General features: G+C 67.5%; 18 protein-coding genes. 10 read left to right on the forward strand and 8 right to left on the reverse strand.

Annotated elements, in window-relative coordinates; genetic code table 11:
- Positions 1-16 precede the first annotated feature (16 nt).
- The 10 genes from B3098_RS24540 to B3098_RS24585 all read left to right on the forward strand — a co-directional run bounded on the left by B3098_RS24540 (position 17) and on the right by B3098_RS24585 (position 10,207).
- A complete protein-coding gene (locus B3098_RS24540; protein ID WP_279971193.1) occupies positions 17-973 on the forward strand; it encodes a tripartite tricarboxylate transporter substrate binding protein in 957 nt (318 codons plus the stop codon).
- A 173-nt stretch (positions 974-1,146) separates the two neighbouring features.
- Positions 1,147-2,022 carry an NAD(P)-binding domain-containing protein gene (locus B3098_RS24545; protein ID WP_286899593.1) on the forward strand — a complete coding sequence of 292 codons (876 nt, stop codon included), beginning with the start codon at positions 1,147-1,149 and terminating at the stop codon, positions 2,020-2,022.
- A gap of 58 nt (positions 2,023-2,080) precedes the next feature.
- Positions 2,081-3,046, forward strand: coding sequence for a Bug family tripartite tricarboxylate transporter substrate binding protein (locus tag B3098_RS24550; protein WP_175136242.1), 966 nt, complete (start codon positions 2,081-2,083; stop codon positions 3,044-3,046).
- A 36-nt stretch (positions 3,047-3,082) separates the two neighbouring features.
- Positions 3,083-3,754 (forward strand): RraA family protein, encoded by a 672-nt coding sequence (locus B3098_RS24555; RefSeq protein WP_286899595.1) that lies wholly within the window; start codon positions 3,083-3,085, stop codon positions 3,752-3,754.
- A gap of 2 nt (positions 3,755-3,756) precedes the next feature.
- Positions 3,757-4,809 carry an NAD(P)-dependent oxidoreductase gene (locus tag B3098_RS24560; protein WP_286899597.1) on the forward strand — a complete coding sequence of 351 codons (1,053 nt, stop codon included), beginning with the start codon at positions 3,757-3,759 and terminating at the stop codon, positions 4,807-4,809.
- Positions 4,810-4,906: 97 nt separating this feature from the next.
- Positions 4,907-5,566 (forward strand): GntR family transcriptional regulator, encoded by a 660-nt coding sequence (locus B3098_RS24565; RefSeq protein WP_279971201.1) that lies wholly within the window; start codon positions 4,907-4,909, stop codon positions 5,564-5,566.
- A gap of 141 nt (positions 5,567-5,707) precedes the next feature.
- Positions 5,708-6,826 carry a porin gene (locus B3098_RS24570; RefSeq protein ID WP_218344169.1) on the forward strand — a complete coding sequence of 373 codons (1,119 nt, stop codon included), beginning with the start codon at positions 5,708-5,710 and terminating at the stop codon, positions 6,824-6,826.
- Positions 6,823-7,533 carry an ABC transporter ATP-binding protein gene (locus B3098_RS24575; protein ID WP_105239282.1) on the forward strand — a complete coding sequence of 237 codons (711 nt, stop codon included), beginning with the start codon at positions 6,823-6,825 and terminating at the stop codon, positions 7,531-7,533. The genes B3098_RS24570 and B3098_RS24575 overlap by 4 nt, the downstream gene beginning before the upstream one ends.
- 42 nt (positions 7,534-7,575) lie before the next feature.
- A complete protein-coding gene (locus tag B3098_RS24580) occupies positions 7,576-8,511 on the forward strand; it encodes an ABC transporter substrate-binding protein (RefSeq protein WP_279971207.1) in 936 nt (311 codons plus the stop codon).
- Between the two features lie 40 nt (positions 8,512-8,551).
- Positions 8,552-10,207 (forward strand): ABC transporter permease, encoded by a 1,656-nt coding sequence (locus B3098_RS24585; protein WP_286899600.1) that lies wholly within the window; start codon positions 8,552-8,554, stop codon positions 10,205-10,207.
- 24 nt (positions 10,208-10,231) lie between these two features.
- Here the strand turns inward: B3098_RS24585 and B3098_RS24590 are convergent, their stop codons facing one another.
- The 8 genes from B3098_RS24590 to B3098_RS24625 form a co-directional block, all read right to left on the reverse strand.
- Entirely contained in the window at positions 10,232-11,245 is a 1,014-nt protein-coding gene (locus tag B3098_RS24590) for a response regulator (protein WP_175183722.1), read from the reverse strand.
- Positions 11,246-11,278: 33 nt separating this feature from the next.
- Complete coding sequence (locus B3098_RS24595; RefSeq protein WP_175121209.1) at positions 11,279-12,289, reverse strand: chemotaxis response regulator protein-glutamate methylesterase; 1,011 nt, start codon at positions 12,287-12,289, stop codon at positions 11,279-11,281.
- A complete protein-coding gene (locus B3098_RS24600; protein WP_286899605.1) occupies positions 12,286-14,616 on the reverse strand; it encodes a hybrid sensor histidine kinase/response regulator in 2,331 nt (776 codons plus the stop codon). Before B3098_RS24600 ends, B3098_RS24595 begins: the two co-directional genes overlap by 4 nt.
- Positions 14,613-15,275 carry a chemotaxis protein CheW gene (locus B3098_RS24605; protein WP_286899606.1) on the reverse strand — a complete coding sequence of 221 codons (663 nt, stop codon included), beginning with the start codon at positions 15,273-15,275 and terminating at the stop codon, positions 14,613-14,615. Before B3098_RS24605 ends, B3098_RS24600 begins: the two co-directional genes overlap by 4 nt.
- Positions 15,268-16,563, reverse strand: a complete 1,296-nt coding sequence (locus tag B3098_RS24610) for a CheR family methyltransferase (RefSeq protein ID WP_286899608.1) — start codon at positions 16,561-16,563, stop codon at positions 15,268-15,270. The genes B3098_RS24605 and B3098_RS24610 overlap by 8 nt, the downstream gene beginning before the upstream one ends.
- Complete coding sequence (locus tag B3098_RS24615) at positions 16,560-17,102, reverse strand: chemotaxis protein CheW (protein WP_286899611.1); 543 nt, start codon at positions 17,100-17,102, stop codon at positions 16,560-16,562. Before B3098_RS24615 ends, B3098_RS24610 begins: the two co-directional genes overlap by 4 nt.
- Positions 17,103-17,110: 8 nt before the next feature.
- Positions 17,111-18,730 carry a methyl-accepting chemotaxis protein gene (locus B3098_RS24620; RefSeq protein WP_175121204.1) on the reverse strand — a complete coding sequence of 540 codons (1,620 nt, stop codon included), beginning with the start codon at positions 18,728-18,730 and terminating at the stop codon, positions 17,111-17,113.
- 307 nt (positions 18,731-19,037) lie between these two features.
- On the reverse strand, positions 19,038-20,504 hold the full coding sequence (locus tag B3098_RS24625; RefSeq protein ID WP_286899614.1) for an amidase: 1,467 nt from the start codon (positions 20,502-20,504) through the stop codon (positions 19,038-19,040).
- Positions 20,505-20,578: the final 74 nt, after the last annotated feature.

Here is a 20,578-nt window from a genome sequence, read left to right on the forward strand (position 1 = left end):
AATCAAGGAGACAAGCATGAAAGCAAACGCATTTCAGCGGATTCTGTTTGCCGGGGCGCTAGCCCTGGCGGCCGGCGCGTCGCATGCCGCCTGGCCGGACGACCGTCCGATCGAACTGGTGGTGGGTTTTGCGCCCGGCGGCGGCACGGACGTGATGGCGCGGCTGGTGGCCCAGCACATGGAGAAGCGTCTGGGCGACAAGGCGCGGATCATCGTGATCAACAAGCCCGGCGCGGGCGGAGAAATCGCGGTGCGCTACGTGGCCGCCGCGAAGCCGGACGGCTACACGCTGGGCATGATCAACGCGCCCGGCTTCGTGTACCTGCCCGTCAGCAAGGGCGCCAAGTACAAGCCCGACGACATCCGGGTCATCGCCCGTCTGGTCGACGACCCGCTGCTCTTCATCAAGCGCCGCGGATCCAGCGCGCCGAATGACCTGCCGGCGCTGGTCGCGAAGCTGAAGCAGTCGCCCGAATCGCTGTCGTTCGGTCATAGCGGCGACGGCACGACCGGACATCTGGCGCTGATGGACATGGAGCGCAGCCAGAACGTGCGAGGCACCAGCGTGCCTTTCAAGGGCGGCGGCGACATCCGCCTGGGGATCCTGGGCGATCACATCAACTACGGCCTGATCACCGTGAGCGAGGTGCCGGAACTCGCCGACCCGAAAGGCCCCTTCGAGGCCATCGCCATCGCCAGCGACAAGCGCCACAACGCCATCCCCACCGCGACGGAATCCGGGGTGCCGCTGCGGTATTCGTCCGAGCGCGGCATGGGCGGCCCGGCAACCTTGCCGGACGCCATTCGCGACAAGCTGGAACAGGCGCTCCAGGACACCCTCCAGGACCCCGCCTTCCTGGCGGCATCCGGGCGCGACGCGGCCGTGCTGGCCTTTCAGCCGGGCGAGGAATGGCGGGCCAGCCTGGCCCGGCAGACGCGCGCCTTTCAGGAAGAGGCGGGCATGAAAAAGTAGGCGGCTGACGCCGTGCGGCGCCTTCGGCGTCGCCGCTGTCACCCACACCAAGGCAAGCCCCATTTGTTTTTTTTATGTACTGCATTAGGATCAAACCTAGGGGTAAACACCTTCTTTTCCCGGCCAATTTGCGGATCTATAAACACATATTGTTTTTTTAATGTGTTTTTAAGATGAAAATTGCACTGATTGGATGTGGCGAGGTCGGCCACTGCTACGCCCGAGCCTGGATCGCTGCGGGTCATCGCATCAGCGGCATTTGCGACCTGCGCTCGGACGTCGACATGGCGGACCGCGCCAAGGCCGCAGAGGCCGCCTTGCATGCTGAACCGGGCCCCTGGCTGGCCGAGGCCGACGTCGTGGTCTCGGCCGTGTACGGCTACAGCGCGGCGGAAGTCGCCGCGCAAGCCTTTCCCCACATGCGCGCCGGCGCCGTCTACGCCGACTTCACCACGGCCAGCGCGCCCGACATGCAGAAGGCGGCCGCCGCCGCTGCCGCGAGCGCCATCCCGTTCATGGACGTGGCCATCATGGGCGCCATTGCCCTGCTGGCCGAAAAGACGCCACTGTTATGCGCCGGCGAAGGCGCGGCCGTGGTGACGGCGCTGGGCGAAAGCGCGGGCGCCACGGTCCGGATCATCGAAGGCAAGCCCGGCGACGCGGTGCGTTTGAAGCTCTTGCGCAGCATCATGACCAAAGGCATGGAAAGCCTGGCCGTCGAATGCCTGGTGGCGGCCGAGCGCATGGGTCTGCGCGAATCGCTGTACGAAGTGCTGGCCGACATCGACCGCACGCCGTTGACCGCGTTCATGGACTCGTTCGTGCGCTCGCACGTGCTGCATGCGCCGCGCCGGCTGGCCGAAGTGCGCGAAGCGCGCGACCAGTTGCATGAAGCGGGCCTTGAGCCGCTGGTGCTTGATGGCGTCGAACAGCTCTTTGCGCGATCCACCCGTGGCATCGAGGCCGCGCGCGCCAAGGGCGAAGCCCCGGCGCCCGATACGGTCGAGGCGCGCCTGGCCTGGCTGACCACGCTGGCCCGCCAGTCCTGACACCCCCACCGCGCCACAGAGCGCGGACCGAATCTGCAAACACTTCGTGAGGAAGACAATGAAACTGTTCAAGAAACTGCTGGCCGCAACGCTCGTGCTGGGCTGCGCCGCCGCGCATGGCGCCGACCTGGGCAAGTCCCCCATCACCCTGATCTCGCCGTTTCCCCCCGGCGGCGGCACCGACACCCTGACGCGCATGATCGGCAGCGCCATCAGCCAGGACGCCGGCTGGAACATCGTCGTCGAGAATAAGCCCGGCGCGGGCGGCAACCTTGCGCTGGACGCCACGGCGCGCGCTCAACCCGACGGCCACACGCTGGTCATGGCGCAGACCGACAACATCGTGCTGAACCCCTGGCTCTACAGCAAGCTCAGCTACGACACCTTCAAGGACTTCAAGCCGGTCGGCCCCGTGGCGTCTTCGCCCAGCGTCTTCGTCGTGGTGCCCGACTCGCCGTTCAAGACCATCGCCGACGTCGTCAAGGCCGCGCAGGCGCGCCCCAACCAGGTTTCGCTCGGCATTCCCGGCATCGGCGGCACGGGCGACCTGACCGGCTACTTGTGGCGCAAGGCCGCCAACATGGAACTGATGCACGTGCCGTACCGCGGCTGGAGCCAGGCGTTCCCCGACCTGGCCAGCGGCCGGATCGACATTTACGTGGGCTCCGTCGCGTCGCTGCTGCCGCAGATCCGCGGCGGCAAGGTGCGCGCGCTGGGCGTCGTCGCGAGCGAGCGTTCGCCCGCCCTGCCCGACGTGCCGACCTTTCCTGAAAGCGGTTTTCCGACCATCAACCAGTCGATCTGGTGGGGCCTGATGGCGCCGGGCAAGACGCCCGATGACGTGATCGCCGCGCTGAACACCGAGCTGCAGAAGGTGCAGTCCAACCCCGAACTGATCAAGAAGCTTGAAGACGCCGGCTACAGCGTGCTGAAGGGCTCGCCCGAAGACCTGGCGCGCCGCCACCGCACGGACCACGACGCCTTCGGCAAAGTCGTGCAGGAAGCCGGCATTCCGAAGCAGTGAACCCGATTTGTAGATATTCCGCTATCAGGAGCAGTGATGACAGGTTTTGAAATCCACGCCCGCCAACGCGCGGTCAGCAAGGAACTGGTCGACAAATTCCGCCAGGTGCCGGTCGCCAACGTCAGCGACTGCATGTCGCGCATGACGGCCGGCGGCGCGCGCCTGCGGCCCATGCACGACGGCACGCCGCTGACCGGCCCGGCACTGACCGTGCGCACGCGTCCTGGCGACAACCTGCTGGTGCACAAGGCGCTGAGCCTGGCGCAACCGGGCGACGTCATCGTGGTCGACGCCGGCGGCGATCTGACCAACGCGATCATCGGCGAGATCATGACGACCTACGCCGAGTCGCGCGGCATCGCGGGCATCATCATCAACGGCGCCATCCGCGACTGCGGCACCATCCGCCGCAGCGCGTTTCCCGTCTATGCGGCCGGCGTCACGCACCGCGGCCCGTACAAGGACGGCCCCGGCGAGATCAACTGCGTGGTCGCGCTGGACGGCATGACCATCGCCCCGGGCGATCTGATCCTGGGCGACGACGACGGGCTGCTTGCCGTGCCGTTCGATCAGGCGCAGGCCATTTTTGAGGCCGCAGCGGCAAAGCACGACGTGGAAACCAAGATGCTGGCGGACATTGCCGCCGGCACGCTGGATACGTCGTGGGTCGACGCCCGTCTGCGTTCGTTGGGTTGCACGGGAGTCTAGCCATGAGCGGTGCGGCAGTCAGCAGGCCTCAGTTGCGCGTCGCGCGTCTGGATCTATGGATCGATCCGGTGTTCGACGAGACCATTGCGCGGGACGGCACGCTGGACCTGCGCGTGCTGCCGGCCGGCGGCGATGCCGTGACGGCCGCTGGTCTGGCCGGCGCGCACGCCTATCACGTCAGCGCGGCCAAGGACGAGGTGCCGGCACGCTGGCAAGTGTCGGCGGACCTGCTGGCCCAGTGCCCGCAGTTGTTGTGCGTGTCTTCGGGCGGCGCGGGCTACGACACGGTGGATGTGGCAGCATGCACCCGCGCGGGCGTGGCGGTCGTCAACCAGGCCGGCGCCAATGCCGCGTCGGTCGCCGAAATGACCTTCGCCCTGCTGCTGTCGCTGGTCAAGCGGCTGGGCGAATCGGAAGCCGCGCTGCGCGCGGGCACCGCCGTCAGCCGCGAAGCCCTGATGGGTCACGAGATCGAAGGCCGCGTCATCGGCATCGTGGGCATCGGCGAGATCGGACGCAGGGTGGCGCGGATCGCAACGGGCTTCGGTATGAAGGTCATTGCGTACGACCCGCTGCTGACGGACGCACAGATCGCCGAACGCGGCGCCGCGCCCGTCTCGTTCGATGCGCTGCTGGAACAGGCAGACATCGTCAGCCTGCACTGCCCGCTGAACACCGTCACGCGAGGGATGGTCGACGCTGCCGCCTTGCGCCGGATGAAGCGCGGCGCGCTGTTCGTCTCCACCGCACGCGGCGGCATCCATGAGGAAGACGCCCTGCTCGCGGCGCTGGAATCTGGTCATATTGCGGGTGCTGGCCTGGACGTCTGGCAGGTGGAACCGCCGCCTCCGCGCAGCGGCCTTTTGCAGCGGCCGGACGTGGCCGCCGCCTTCCACACGGGCGGCGTCACGCACGAAGGCCGCTGCAAGGTGGCGCAGGGGTCGGCCACGCAGATCCTGGACATGCTCGCCGGGCGCAAGCCTGCGCGTCTGCTCAATCCCGAGGTCTGGCCGCGCTTTCTGGCACGTCTGGCGGAGCACGGGGTGAAGGTGTAGAACCCGCTCGCGCGGCGGCCAAAGCCTCGGCGCCCATGGCCCCGCGCGCCGTTGTTATAGTCCCAGCTTCCACATCCGAGAAGAGCCAATCCGCGTCATGTCGAGCGCCAGTGATTACGTATACGGAGAGTTGCGCCGCCGCCTGATGGCCGGCTCGTTCCTGCCCGGCGAGCCGCTGCGCGAGGAGCACATCGCCGCGCAGCTCTCGGTCAGCCGCACGCCCGTGCGCAACGCGATCGAACGCCTGATCGCGGACGGCCTGGTTACCCGCGAAGGCCGGCGCGGCGCGGTCGTGCTGGGCTGGCAGGACCGCGACATCGACGAGGCCTTCGAGCTGCGCATGCTGCTCGAACCCTATTCCGCCAAGGCCGCCGCCGAGCGCGCCACGCCCGAGCAGATCGACGAACTGGACCGCATCAACCAGTGCATGCTCGACGCCGTCAACTCCGGCGCGCCCGATCATGTGGCCCAGGTCCAGCACTACAACAATCTGTTCCACCACGCCCTGCTCAACGCCGCGCAGTCCGCGCGGGTGCGATCCCTGGTCGAGAACCTGCTGGACATGCCGATCATCATCGGCTCGTTCTACTTCTACGGCCGCGACGACATGCTGCGCAGCGTAGAACACCATCGCCAGATCATCGCCGCCATCCGCGCGCGCGATCCCGAATGCGCCGAAATCGCGGTGCGCTTTCATCTGGCGACGACCCATCTTCTGTTCCGGTCGCATCGCAAGGACGGCAAGACGCCCGGGTAACCTGCGGCGGGATCATCAAAGGCCATTTGCCGGGGCTCACCCGCAAGGCAGTGGCAAATGCATGTGGGGCAGTGTCATCGACGTGTAGCAACACGCCCCTAGAGTGTCGGCTCCGATTGAATCCCAAAGAGGACTTTCATTTTGAAATCGACACTCCGCATTGCGGCGGCTGGCGCCTGCCTGTCCGCTTTCTCCCTGGCAGCGCCCGCCGCGCTCGCCGCCACCGCCACCTCGGTCCAGCTTTATGGCCTGATCGACACCGGCCTGCAGTACCTCAGCAACGGTCCCGACGGCAACAGCAAGACGGGCATGAGCGCAGGCAACCTCAACGGTTCGCGTTGGGGTCTGAAGGGGTCCGAGGACCTGGGCGACGGCGTTTCCGCCATCTTTGTGCTTGAAAACGGCTTTGACTCCAGCAACGGCACCACGCTGCAAGGCGGACGGCTGTTCGGGCGCCAGGCCTACGTGGGCTTTTCCAGCAACACGTGGGGCCGCCTGACGCTGGGGCGCCACAACACGCTGATGATCGAATGGATGAGCAAGTACAACCCGTTCGACAACGCCAACTTCTCGATCAAGCGGCCTGACGCCGCGTTCTCGGACCGTACCGACAACGCCGTCATGTACGTCGGCAAGCTGGGCCCCGTGTCCGTCGGCGGCTACTACAGCTTCGGCTGGAACAACGAACAGTCGTTCGATGACAGCAAGCTAGGACGCATGGTGGGCGGCGGTCTGCGCTACAAGTCGGGCGGCCTGGACGCCGCGGTGCTGTATCACTCGAAGAACGCTGACAAACCCAAGACGGGCGCCAACAGCGGCAACCGTGAAGACCGCGTGGTCGCGGGCGTGTCGTACGACTTCGAGGACGTCAAGGTCTACGCCGGCTACCGCTGGCTGGACCAGAAGCTGACGCAGCGCAGCTACAAGAACAACATGACGTGGCTGGGCGCCAGCTACAAGCCGCAGGGCAACATGCGCCTGTCGGCTGCCGTCTACCACCTGAACGACTCGGTGTGCGACGACATGAACAATGCCGCCTGCCCCGCCGTACAGGCCGCCGGCACGGGCCAGAAGTCGACCATGATCGTGCTCGGCAATGAATACGATCTGTCCAAGCGCACCACGCTGTACGCGGTGGCGGCTTACGCCATCAACGACGACAAATCGTCCTTGAGCGTGGTCGGCGGCAAGTATGGCGCCAACGTCGAGCCGGGAAAGAACCAGTTCGGCCTGAACCTCGGCATGCGGCATCGGTTTTGAACGCGCCCGCCTCCAATGCCGGCGGCACGGCCATCGCTGTGCGCGGCCTTCGGCATGCGTTCAACGGCCATACGGTGCTGGACGGCGTGGACCTGGACGTGCCTGCGGGCACGGTCCTGGCGCTGCTTGGGCCGTCCGGCTGCGGCAAGAGCACGCTGCTCAAGGCGCTGGCGGGCCTCTTGCGGCCGCAGCACGGCGACATCCGGTTCGGTGGCGCGGTGGTCAGCAGCGCGGGCCAGCACGAGCCGCCGGAGCGCCGCGGCCTGGGCATGGTGTTTCAAGACTACGCCCTCTGGCCGCACATGAGCGTGGCCAGCAACGTGGCCTTTCCGCTTGAAATGCGGGGCGTCTCGCGCCGCGAGCGCCCCGCGCTCGTGCGCGACGCCCTTGCCATGGTCGGCCTGCATGAACATGCCGAACGCCGCCCCGCCGACCTCTCCGGCGGCCAGCAGCAGCGCGTGGCGCTGGCGCGCGCCATTGTCGCCCGCCCGCGCGTGCTGCTGTTCGACGAACCCCTCTCCAACCTGGACCGGACGCTGCGCGAAACGCTATGCGCCGAGATCGGCGCGCTGCTGCGCCGTATCGGCACGACCGCTGTCTACGTCACCCACGACCACGAGGAAGCCCATGCGCTGGCGCACACGATCGCCCGCATGCAAAACGGCCGCATCGCCGAACTCGTTCCGGTCAACAAGGACTCTGCTTAAATGTCACTCGCACCTTCTTCCCAACTACTCGCAACGCTCTTCATGACGCTTTCTATCGGATTGGCCTCGGGCCAGGCCAAGGCGCTGACCGTCTACACCGCCGGACCGGGCGGCCTCATCAAGCAACTGGCAGCCGGCTTCCAGGACAAGACCGGCATCAAGGTGGACGTGTTCCAGGCCACCACGGGCAAGGTCATGGCGCGCCTGGAGGCCGAAGCGGCCAACCCGCGCGCCGACGTGCTGATCTCGGCCTCCTGGGATACCGCTCAGGACCTGGACCAGCGCGGCTGGCTGATGGCCTACGAAAGCCCGAACGCCGCGCAGGTGCCTGCGCGCTTCAAGGCGCCCACCTACGTCGCGCAAGGCATCTCGGCGCTGGGCATCGTCTGGAACACGAAGAGCGGCACGCCCGAACCGCGCGACTGGTCAGATCTGACCGCCCCCCAATTCAAGCAGTTGGTCACCACGCCGGATCCGGCCCTGTCAGGCGCGTCGCTCGACCTGCTGCTGGGTCTGCAAAACGCCCAGGGCGAGGCCGCGTGGAAGCTGTTCGAAACGCTGCGCGACAACGGCATGACCATCTCCGGGCCCAATGCCCAGGCGTTGACGCCAGTGCTGCAAGGCGCCAAGGCGGCGGTGTTCGGCGCGGTGGATTACGTGTCGTATGCCAGCGTCGCCAAGGGCGAATCGGTGAAGGTCATCTTCCCGTCCAGCGGCACCGCCATCGCTCCGCGTCCCATGATGATCCTGAAGACCGCGCGCCAGGCCGACGAGGCGCGCAAGTTCGTGGACTACGTGCTGTCCGAAGAAGGCCAGCGCGCCGTGGCAGATGCCTGGCTGATGCCCGCGCGTCAGGACGTGGCCGCCAAGCGGCCCGTGTTCAAGGATCTGGCCCTGCTGCCCGACACCGCCACCGAGTCCGGCGCCAGCCGGGCCGAGGTGCTGACCCGCTTCGGCCGGATCTTCGGCCAACACTGACAGGCCGGGATGCCGGCCTGCCCGGCATCCGATCCCCTCCATGAAAAGCATCTATCTCCTGGCGGCCGCCACCCTGGCCGCCCTGGCGGTGCTCGTCGCCTTGCCCATGGCGTTCGTGGCGCTGCAAGCCGTCTTTCCCCATCTGGGCGAAGGTTCGCTACGCGATCCGTTCGGCGCCTGGCCTGCGACGCTGGGCAGTCCCGGCACGCTCAGCCTGATCGGCGGCACGCTGAAACTGGGCTTGGGCGTGGCCGCGGTCAGCGCCGCCATCGGCATTCCGCTTGGTGCGCTGCGCGGGCTGTTCCGCGTGCCGCTGGCGCGGATGTGGGACCTGCTGTTCCTGGTTCCCTTTCTGCTTCCGCCGTACATCGCCGCGTTGTCGTGGACGATGGCACTGCAGCCGCGCGGCTATCTGGAACAGCTGACGGGCTTCAATCTTGGCCCGCTGCTGTTTTCGCCGACCGGCGTGACGTTGGCGATGGGCCTGGCGATCTTTCCCGTCGTGTACTTTGCCGTCTCGCGCAGCATGGCGGCCACCGGCGCGCGGATGGCGGACGTGGCACGCGTATTCGGCGCGGGTCCGTGGCGCGCCTTCGTGCGCGTCACGCTGCCGCTGGCGCTGCCTGCCATTGCCGCCAGCCTGCTGCTTGCGTTCACGCTTGCCATCGAGGAGTACGGCGTACCCGCGGCGCTCGGGTCGCAATCGGGCGTTGCCGTGCTGACCACCGCCATCGAACGCCGGCTCGCCGACTGGCCCATCGACCTGCCCGGCGCATCGCTGCTGTCGCTGGTGCTGGTGGCGCTGGCCCTGACCGCCTACGCCGTCCAACGCGCCGCGCTGGCGGGCCGGGGTTTCGAAACCACGACGGGCAAGCCGGCGCCGCTGGCGCGCGTTGAACTCGGCCCATGGCGCGCCCCTGTGCTGTTAGGTTTCGCCGCAGTGGCGTTGATTGCGGTGGCGGCGCCCCTGGCCTCGATGCTGGCGGCCGCGCTGACGCGCAACGTGTCGGGCGGCCTCGCGGCCGGCAATCTGACGCTGGCCAACTTTGCCGCGCTGTTCCATACGCGTGGCGACGCGTGGGAAGCCCTGTCGACCAGCCTGTCGCTGGCAAGCGGGACGGCATTCCTGGCAGGCGCGGTCGGATTGCTGGCGGCGTGGTGCGTCGCGGGTCGTCATGTGCGCGGGGCCGCGCTCATCGACGCGCTGGCCCTGCTGCCCGCGGCATTGCCCGGCGTGGTGGTCGGCGTCGGCCTGATCCTGGCGTGGAACCAGCCGTTCTGGCCGGCCACGCCTTACGGGACCTGGGGCATCCTGCTGCTGTCGTACACCTGCCTGCTTCTGCCCTACCCGGTGCGGTATGTCGGCGCGGCCTTGGCGCAGATCGGCGCCAACCTGGAAGCGGCGGCGCGGGTCCACGGCGCCAGCGCAGCGCGCGCGCTGCGGCGCATCGTCCTGCCGCTGGTGTTGCCCGGGCTGGCGGCGTCGATGCTGATGGTGTTTGCGGTGGCGTCCCGGGAATTGGTGACGTCGCTGCTGCTGGCGCCGGCCGGCGTGCAGACCGTGTCGATCTTCGTGTGGCGGCAGTTCGAGCAGGGATCAGTGGGAGAAGGCATGGCGATGGCCACGGTGGCCGTTGCCGTCAGCCTGTTGCTGATGCTGGGCGCTTCCGGCATCAGCCGCCGCCAACCCCGCTAGCAGGCGGGGCGGCAGGCACGCGCATCAGAGCTGTCCGGGCACCACCCGGTTGCGCCCCTGCCGCTTTGCTTCATACAGGCCCCGATCGGCGGCCTGGATCAGTTCGGTGCACGGCTGCCCCTCTTGCGGCACCGCCGTCGCCAACCCGATGCTCACCGTCAGCCACGGGCCAAAGCCCGCGTCGCGCTGGGGAATCTGCATGGCTTCCACGGCGCGGCGCAGCTTTTCGGCCGCCAGCCGCGCGCTGCCGCCCGGCGTGCCCGGCAGCACCAGCGCAAACTCCTCGCCTCCAAAACGCGCCGCCAGGTCGGTGGAACGGTCGCAACTGGCGAAGATGGTGTTGGCCACGCGCTTGAGCGCTTCGTCGCCCGCAATGTGGCCATAGGTGTCGTTGTAGGACTTGAAGTGGTCCACGTCGATCATCAGCATGCTGATCTCGCGGCTGTCCCGTCCCGCGCGCTGCCATTCTGCATTCAAATATTCATCGAAGTAACGCCGGTTGCCCAGACCGGTCAGGCCATCCGAGTTGGTCAGGCGGCGCAGCTCCATATTGCTTTCCAGCAGTTGCTGCTGGCTCTGGCGCAGCGCCTGATAGGCTTCGTCGCGCTGCACCAGCGCCATGTATGAACGCGAGTGGTAGCGGATGCGCGCGATCAGCTCGATGGAGTCCGGCAGCTTGACCAGGTAGTCGTTGGCGCCCGCCGCGAAGGCTGCGCTCTTGATGGCGGGATCTTCCTTGGTGGACAACACGATGATGGGGATGTCGCGCGTGACGGGATGGGCGCGGTACTCGCGCACCAGGCTCAGGCCGTCCACGCCGGGCAGCACCAGATCCTGCAGGATGACCGTGGGCCGGGTCTGGATCGCCACGCTCAAGGCCTTGTAGGGATCCGAGCAATAGTGAAAATCGATGTTGCCCTCGGGCACGAGCGCGCGCCGGATCGCTTCTCCAACCATGACCTGGTCGTCGACGAGCAACACCATCGCCCCATGCGAATTGAGATCCGCGGAGACCGTGTCGTCGGGGGATGGGAGCATAGTGAGTCCTTGATGCTAACGATGTCCCGCGGCTCAGGCGAAAGCCTGAATCACGCGGGACGCGATTTGTTCGAGCGGCCGGATTTCCACCGCAGCCTGCATGGCAGCGGCCGCCTTCGGCATGCCATAGACGGCGCTGGTGGCCTGGTCTTGTGCGATGGTCAGGCATCCACGCTCGCGCAGCGCCTTCAGGCCGCGCGCGCCGTCCTGGCCCATGCCGGTCAGCAGCACGCCGACCGCGACGCCGCGCCAGTGCTGCGCGACGCTATGAAAGAAGACATCGATGGAGGGCCGATACAGGCTTTCGCGCGGGCAATCCGTGTACCGGAGGGTACCATCCTCCAGCAACGTCAGATGGTCATCCGTGCCCGCCAGCAGGATCTGGCCGGGCAACGGCCGTTCGCCTTCGCGCGCCAGCCTGACCGGCAGCGGCACCTGGTCATTGAGCCAGTCCGCCATGCCCGCCGCAAACGACGCGTCCACGTGCTGCACCAGCACGATGCCGGCCGGAAAATCCAGGGGAATGTCGCGGAGCAGTTGGGCCAGCGTCGCCGGGCCGCCGGCGGACGCGCCCACCGCGAGCAGCCGGCGCGTGCTCGCGGGCGCCGCAGGCTTGCTGACCGGTGTCAATGCGGCACGATTGCCGTAACGGCCGATCAGCCAGCCGATGTTGCGGATCTTGCGCAGCAGCGGGGCTGCCGCCGTGCGCATGTCGGCGGCGCCGACCACCGGCGTGTCCACCGCATCCAACGCCCCGTGACCCATGGCGTCAAAGACGCGCGACGTGTGGCCCGCCACGTCGGAGGTGACCACAACGATTGCGCAGGGGGTTTCGGCCATGATGCGGCGCGTGGCCTCGACGCCATCCATGACGGGCATGATGAGGTCCATCAGCACGACATCGGGACGGTCGCGCGCGCATTGCTGGACGGCCTCCAGACCGTCGGACGCCGTCCAGGCGACCTCAAGGCCGGGTTCCAATGTAATGACTCGCCGCAGGACTTCGACGGCGAGGGGCATATCGTTGACGATCCCGATTCTCACGTCCGTGCCTTCCCGATGAGGTCTTCAACGGCGTCGAGCAGCGCATCATCATGGAAGCTGCCCTTGGCCAGATAGTAGTCCGCGCCGGCATCCAGCCCGCGCTGCCTGTCCTCTTCCCGGTCCTTGTACGACACCACCATGACGGGCAGGGCCTGCAGCCTGGGATCCGCCTTGATCCGCGACACCAGCTCGATGCCGTCCATGCGGGGCATGTCGACGTCGGTCACGATCAGATCGAAGTCCTCGCTGCGGAGCATGTTCCAGCCGTCCATGCCGTCCACGGCGACCGCCACATCGAATCCGCGGTTCAAGAGGAGCTTGCGCTCAAGCTCGCGAACCGTCAATGAATCATCCACCACCAGGACGCGCTTGCGGCGGCGCGCGGCCGCGGCGCCCGACCCGCTGTCGACCCGCGACAGCCGCCCGCCCTCGATCAGCTTCTGGACGGACACCAGCATGTCCTCGACGTCCAGGATCAGGAGCGGCGTGCCGTCATCCATGAGCGATCCCGCCATCACGTCCTGCACCTTGCCCAGGCGGGGATCCAGCGGCTGCACGACCAGCGTGCGCTCGCCCACGTAGCGGTCCACGGCGATGCCGTAGAGCCGGTCATGGTCGCCCACCACCACCACGGACAAGGTCTCCGTGGCCGGCGCGGCCTCGCCGGCGCGCAGGATCTGGCGCGCCGACACCAGGCCGATCTGCCGGTCCTGGAACCGGAAATGCTGCTGGCCCTCCAGCTGCTCGATGTCCTGGGCGTCCACTTGCAACGCGTGGCTGACGTACGCCAGCGGAAACGCGTAGATCTCGTTCTGCACCTCGACCAGCAGACTGCGCACCACCGACAGCGACAGCGGCATCTCCAGCACAAAGCGCGTGCCCCGCCCCTGCTGCTGGTAGACCCGTACTGCGCCGCGCAACTGGCGCACCATCGTCTGGACCACGTCCAGCCCAACGCCGCGCCCGGATATCTCGGTCACCTCGTCGCGCGTGCTGAAACCTGACAGGAACAGGAATTCCAGCAGCTCGGCTTCGCTCAGGCGCGACGCGGTCTCGGCATTGGTGAGTTTGCGTTCGACGACTTCTTCACGCAGATGGTCCAGCGAAATGCCGGTGCCGTCGTCGGCCAGTTCGACCAGCAGCATGCCCGCCGAATGGCGCGCCGACAGCGTGATCAGGCCCTCGGCCGGCTTGCCGGCGCGTTCGCGGACGTCGGGCGCCTCGATACCGTGATCCACGGCGTTGCGCAGCAGGTGCATGAGCGGCGCATCCAGCTTTTCGAGGATGTCCCGATCCACCTGCGTGTTTTCGCCCTCGATTTCAAGGCGAACCTGCTTGCCCAGCGAACGCCCCAGATCGCGCACCATGCGCGGCATGCCGCCCACGCCGTCGCCAAAGGGCCGCATGCGGCAGGCGAGAGCGGTGTCATAAAGGCGCCGCGTCAGATGATTCATGCGCCAGCCGAATTCGTCGACTTCGCTGGCGCGCTGCGTCAGTTCACGCTGGCATTGTTCAAGGATGCGCTGGGCGTCGTCCAGTGCGGACTGGCCGCGCGCGTCCAGTTGCTGATCGGCCAGTACGGCGCGCAGGCCGTCCAACGCGTGCGCCGCGCCCGTCTGCATCCGCCGCAGCCGCAGCATGGCCGTGCTGAAAGGCCCCACCCATTGCGACTCGACCAGGGTCTCGCTGGACAAGCCGAGCAGGCGGTTCAGCGTGTCGGCGGTCACGCGCAGCACCCGCTCGCCCTGGCCCAAGCTGCCGTCCGAACTGCGGCGCGATGGCATTGTGGCGGGTGCGGGCGGCTTTGCGGCGGGCGCTGGCGCGGCGGCGGCGGGCTCGTCTTCGATTCGCACGATCGGCGGCAGGTAGTCCGACGCCCGCCCCGAGCGCGGGCCCGGTGCCGGCGGCGTGCCAGACGTGCTGGGCGCCTTGGACGCGTTGGGCAAATTGGGCGCGCTGCTCAGCCGCGCCACAAGATCGCCGATCTCGGCGTCCAATTCCACGCCCGGCGTCGCGACACGCTGCAGCAGGTCGGTGCCCAGCAGCAAGGCATCGATGTCGGCCGCCTGCAAAAGCAGTCGGCCTTCCTGCGCGGCCACCAGGCAGTCTTCCATGGCGTGCGCGATGCGCACCGCCGGATGCAGGTCCACGATGCGCGCCGCGCCCTTGAGCGAATGCGCGGCGCGCATGCAGGCTTCAAGGTGAGGCGCGGACGTGGGGTTCTTTTCCAGGGCAAGCAGCCCGTCGTTCAAGACCTGCACCTGGGTGCGGGTCTCGATCTGGAACAGTTCGAGGAGCGAGGCGTCGCGCATCTGATCGGGATTCAAGCGAGGCTCCGTTCCAATGCCTGCATCAGCAGGGTTTCGTCCAGCACCCCGACAGCGCGGCCGCCGCAGCGCGCCACGCCGCGCGAATACTTCAGGCTTGCGCCCTGCACCGTCGACGGCAGCGGCTCCAGCGCTTCCAGGTCCACTTCGTGCATGCCTTCTACCTCGTCCACGGGCAGCACCACGGCGCGGCCCGCGCCGCCGAAAATCAGCATGCGGGCGGTGGCAGGACGCTCGCGCGCCTGCGGCGCCGCGGCATCCAGGCCCAACAGGCGCTGCAGCGATACGCACACCGTCAGCGTGCCGCGCACGTTGGTCACGCCCAGCACCGCCGGATCGCGCCGGTGCGGCAGGCTGATAATGCCGCGCGTGCCGGCCACCTCGTCCAGCGACCGGGTCGGCAGGCCCATCCATTCGCGGTGCAGCCGGAATACCAGCAGCGAGGATAGCTTGGCCGAATGCTGGGGCGGGGCGGCCTCGTCGGCCGCTTCCATCGCGGGCGGCAGGCGGTCCAGGATACGCTTGGCCGCCGCGGCATACACCGGACAGTTGCGGCAATGCACATGCTCGGCAAGCTGCGGGCAGCTTTTGTCGCCGCGTATCCCGATGCGGTTCCAGCAGTCGTCCACGCCGGACAGGGCTTCGATCGCGTCAGTCACGTCGCGCGTCCCCGCGCGCCGCGCGCGCTTGCAGGCGGCGGGCGCCCTCGTGATCGCCATCCGATGCCACCAGCGCGGCCAGATGCAGCAACGCCTCGCGGTGGTTCGGGTCCAGATACAACGCCTTGCGGTACGCGGCCTGCGCCTGCCGCGACTGCCCTTCCGCGTCCAGCAGCAAACCTTGCAGATGCAGCGCGTCGGCGCTGGCGCCGTGGATCTCGATGTGCGCCTGGCATTTCGCCATGGCGTCTCGCACCCGGCCCAGATCGGCCAGCGCGGCGATCTCGCGCAGCGACGCCTGCGCGGCCAGCCCCGTTGCGGCGGCGGGCGGTGCGGATGGCGTATCGGCAATTGCCGCATGTGGCACCGGCAGCCGCGGCGCGGGCGTCTGCGCGACCGGGCGGCGCGGCGGCGTCCAGGCGTGAACGATCGGACCCTGGCCGGACAGCGGCGCGCGCGCAGCAGCCGGCATCTCTGCCGGCGCGGGCGCAGGCTTGGCGCGGAATGCAAAGGACCGCGCGAGCGGCACGGCAGGCAGGCGGCGGCCGGTCAGGAGACTGGTCTCGGCCGGTCCCACGAACAGCACACCGTCATCGCGCGCAAACCGGCGCAGCACCTGCACTGCCCGCTCCTGCGTCGCCAAGTCGAAATAGATCAACAGGTTGCGGCAGAACACGAAGTCATACGGCGCGACGCCTGCCAGCAGGTTCGGATCAAACAGGTTGCCCGGCTGAAATCGGACCTGCCCGCGCACGCGCGCAGCCAGTTGATGGCCGTCTGGCACCTCGGAAAAATGGCGATCGCGGAACGCCAGATCGCCTCCGCGAAACGAATTGCGGCCGTACACGGCGCGCTGGGCGAATTCCACCATGCGCACGCTGATGTCCAAGGCATCCACATGGAACCGGTGCGGCGGAACGCCCGCGTCCAGCAGCGCCATGGCAATCGAATACGGCTCTTCGCCGCTGGAACACGGCACGCTCAGCACCCGCAACGTGCGCCCTTCACAGCCAGGCGCGAACAACCGCTCGCGTGCCAGCGCCGCCATCGCATCCTGCGATTCCGGATACCGGAAGAACCAGGTCTCGGGCACGATCACGGCTTCGATCAACTGCTGCATCTCGTCAGGCCAGGCCTGCACGCGCATCAGATAGTCCTGCTCATCGTCCACCCCAGCCGCGTGCATGCGGTGCCGCACCGCGCGCTCGACGGCCGCCTGGCCGATGGAGCCGCTGTCCAGTCCCATGCGGCGCTTGAGCAGCCCGCTGAATTCCTCGACCAGGCTCATGGCTGCGCCTCGGCTGCCGACGCGTTGCCGTCAGACGGAAACAGCAGCGCCCGCACGTAGGCGGGCAGCAGATCATTGACCGAAACGGCCTGCACCATGCCTTGCGCGTCGCTCAAAACCGGACCGAGATAGCGCGCCTCGGCATTGTCCAGCGCATGCGGCTGAAACCCCGACGGGTCGTAGTAGACGGTTTCGGTGGCCTGTTCCAGGATCAGCCCAAGCAGCCGCTCGGCGTCAGTGTGATCCGGCCGGTAGCGCACCAGCGCCACGCGCGTGCTGGTGACGGCGGCGGACGTGCCCGCGCCGGCCAGCGCGCTCATGTCGAGGACCGGCACGGCAACGCCGCGGCGTTCCATCATGCCGGCCACCCAATGCGGCGCGCCCGGCACCTGCTTGAAGACGCGCAGCCCCAGCACTTCGGCAATATCCCCGGCGTCCAGCGCATACCGATCCGCGCCAATTCTGAAAAGCAGGTACAGCCGGCGCGCGGAGCCGGCGTGGCTCGCGGCGGCGCGGGCGCGGACGGCAGGAGCAGTCATGGACGCGATCACACCTTGAAGCGCGACACGCCGCTGCGCAGGTCGTTGGCCACCAGTGTCAGCTCTTCGATCGCAAGGCTGGACTGCCGCAGCGACTCCACCGTCTGCTGGGCCGCGTCGCTGAGCTGCTGCAGGGCCTGGTTGATCTGCTCGGCCCCGGTGGCCTGCGCCTGCATGCCTTCGTTGACCATCTGCACCCGCGGCGCCAGCGTCTGCACCTGCTGGATGATCTGCGAGAGCTGGTCGCCCACCTGCTGCATGTCGGCCATGCCGCGGCGCACTTCCTCGGAAAACTTGTCCATCCCCATCACGCCGGCTGACACCGACGACTGGATCTCGCGCACCATCTGTTCGATGTCGTAGGTCGCCACCGCAGTCTGGTCGGCAAGGCGGCGGATCTCGGTGGCCACCACCACGAAGCCGCGGCCGTACTCGCCCGCCTTCTCGGCCTCGATCGCCGCATTCAGCGACAAGAGGTTGGTCTGGTCCGCCACCTTCGTGATGGTCGTCACGACCTGCGTGATATTGCCAGCCTTTTCATTCAACACCGCCAGCTTGGCATTGACCGAGCCCGCCGCGCCCACCACGTTGCGCATCGTGTCTTCCATGCGCGCCAAGCCCACCTGCCCGCTGCCGGCCAGCGTCGCGGTCTGCTCAGCCGCGCTGGAGACTTCGGTCATGGTGCGCACCAGTTCGCGGGAGGTCGCCGAGATCTCGCGCGACGTCGCGCCGATTTCGGTGGTGGTGGCGGCGACTTCCGACGCGGTGGCCTGCTGCTGCTTGGACGTCGCGGCAATTTCCGTTACCGACGTGGCCACCTGCACGGCCGAGCGCTGCGTCCGGCCGACCAGGCCGGTCAGCTCGTCGACCATGCCGTTGAAGCCGGTCTCGATGGCGTTGAATTCGTCGTTGCGCGCCAGCTTCAGCCGCCGCGTCAGGTCGCCTCCGCCCGTCGCTTCCAGCGTCTTCACGATGTCGTGCATGGGGTTGGCAATGGCGCGCATCAGCAGGTAGCCGCACACGATGGACGCGGCAATCGCCATCAGCAGGGACACTAGCATTCCGGTCTCGGCCGACTCCACGGATTTCTGGATGCTCACCGCAGCATCGTCCGCCTGCTTCTTGTTTTCGATCACCATCCTGGCCAGGATGTCGCGCCCCCGGTAGAACGACGGCCGCAACTCGGTCAGGATCCGCGTCTGCGCCCGCGCCGGATCCGCCAGCAGGGCCGGCGTCAGGATGTCGGCGCGGATGCGCTTGTACTCCAGCAATTCCTTCTGGAAGTCGTCGAACATCTGCTGGTCGTCCTGCCGGGCGATGGTGCGCCGGTAGAAGTCGATGTGTTCCTCAAGCTGCTGGTCGTTGCGCGGCAGGGCTTCCAGCGCGGCGCGGCGCTCGGCCTCGGTCGGCGCATTGAAGGCGTCCTGCACGACGACGAAGCCGGCGAACCATGCTGCCCGGATCGACGTGCTGTAGTAGATGCCGGGCACGGCGTCGGTGTTGATCATCTGGGCTTCCGCTTCGACATCCAGAAGCCGCCGGTAGTCCACCACCACCATCAACGTCATGATGGCAAGAATGGCCAGAAAACTGGCCATGATTCTTTGGCGGAGCGTCACATTCTTCATACCGGGAGACCTTTGTACTGTATCGACTCGTCGACGCCCTGCCGGGACGCCCCTGGGTGATTTCCCCGCCGGCAGCCAGCGCATTCTTACGGGAATGTGGGAAATTTCGACAATTATTACAAAGGTGCCGCATCACAGCCATGAAAAACGCCGGAAAACGCAAAACATGGCGAGCTTGTCGGGAAAATGCAAAGTTCTATTACATAAAATCAAGCGGACCTTGTTAGCAGGGGTACGCCGTCGATAGATCGGCGGCGTTTCATAGGCCGGCCGGTCACGGGCCAGTTGCCCGAAACTCTGCGCGCGGTCAGCCCGCAGCCTCCCACAGCGCAACCGGCGGCCTGTCCTGCACCCAATCACGCGCCTTTTCGTACGCATGGGCCAGTTGCAGCACCGCAAGGTCGCCGCGCGGCGGGCCGATCAACTGCATTCCCATCGGCAGCCCTGCGGCGCTAAAGCCAACCGGCACACTGATGACCGGGCAACCGGCCAGCGTCCACGGCGTCACGGTCTCCATCCAGCGGTGATAAGTATCCATCTGGCGGCCTGCGATCTCCTTGGGCCAATCCAGGTTCACGTCGAACGGAAACACCTGCGCCGACGGCACCGCCAGGAAGTCGACGTCTTCAAACATGCGCAGCACCGTCTGATACCACGCGCTGCGTTCCTCGGTCGCCTGATAGATCTGGCGGGCAGTCAAGCCTTCCAGCCCCTCGACCTCCCAGATCAGCGCGGGCTTGACCAGCTTGCGCGTCTCGGGATTGTTGACCAGGGCATGGAACTGCCCGCCCACCATCAGGTGGCGGTGCGCCAGCCAGATACGCCACAGCCGGTCGCCCGCAAAAGGCACCTGGTACGCATCGACCTGGCAGCCGGCGGTCGCCAGGTCCTTCAAGGCTGCTTCGCAAAGCGTCAGGATGCCGGGTTCCATCGCCAGGTAGCCGTTCCAGTCGCCCAGCCAACCCACGCGCTTACCGGACAAGTCCGCGTCCAGCGGCTGCGCGTATTGCGCCGGATCGTCCGTCAGCGACAACGGCGCGCGCTTGTCGTGGCCGGCGATCACCGACAGCAGCAACGCTACGTCCCGCGGCGTGCGCCCCATGGGGCCTTCGTAGGAAAGCTGCTTGAGGAAGACTTCGGGCGACGGACCGGACGGCACACGCCCGGCCGACGGACGCATCCCATACACATTGCAGAACGCCGCGGGATTGCGGAGCGAGCCGCCGAAGTCGCTGCCATCGGCCACGGGCAGCATGCGCGCCGCCAGCGCCGCCGCCGCGCCGCCGCTGCTGCCGCCGGCCGTCTTGGTGACGTCATACGGATTGCCCGTGGCGCCATAAACCTTGTTGTAGGTGTGCGAGCCCAGGCCAAATTCCGGCACATTGCTGCGGCCGATGAAGATCGCGCCGGCGGCGCGCATGCGCTCGACAAGAATCGAATCGTGCGCCGTCACCACGTCCTTGTAGACCAGCGACCCCATCGACATGACCATGCCCCGCACGGCGGTCAGGTCCTTGGGGGCCTGCGGCATGCCGTGCAGCCATCCCTGCCACTGCCCCGCGGCCAATTGCGCATCCCGCGCATCGGCCTCGCGCAGCAGCTCATCGCTGTCGCGGCGCGCGACGATGGCATTCAGCTTGGGGTTGACCCGGTCGATATGCGCCAGGTACGCCTGCATCACTTCACGGCAGGACACCCGGCGGCTGCGGATGGCATCCGACAGCGCGTGCGCGGGCATGGCCACGATGTCATTGAGCGGGGCGGGGGTAGGCATGGGCGTTCGTCTCCTTGGCGCGCGCCGCGGATCCGCCGGGCGCGTATTGTCATTGGGCGCAGCGCGGCGGCCGG

It is taken from the genome of Achromobacter sp. UBA2119 (genome assembly GCF_002331005.1).
GTDB lineage: Bacteria > Pseudomonadota > Gammaproteobacteria > Burkholderiales > Burkholderiaceae_B > Achromobacter > Achromobacter animicus.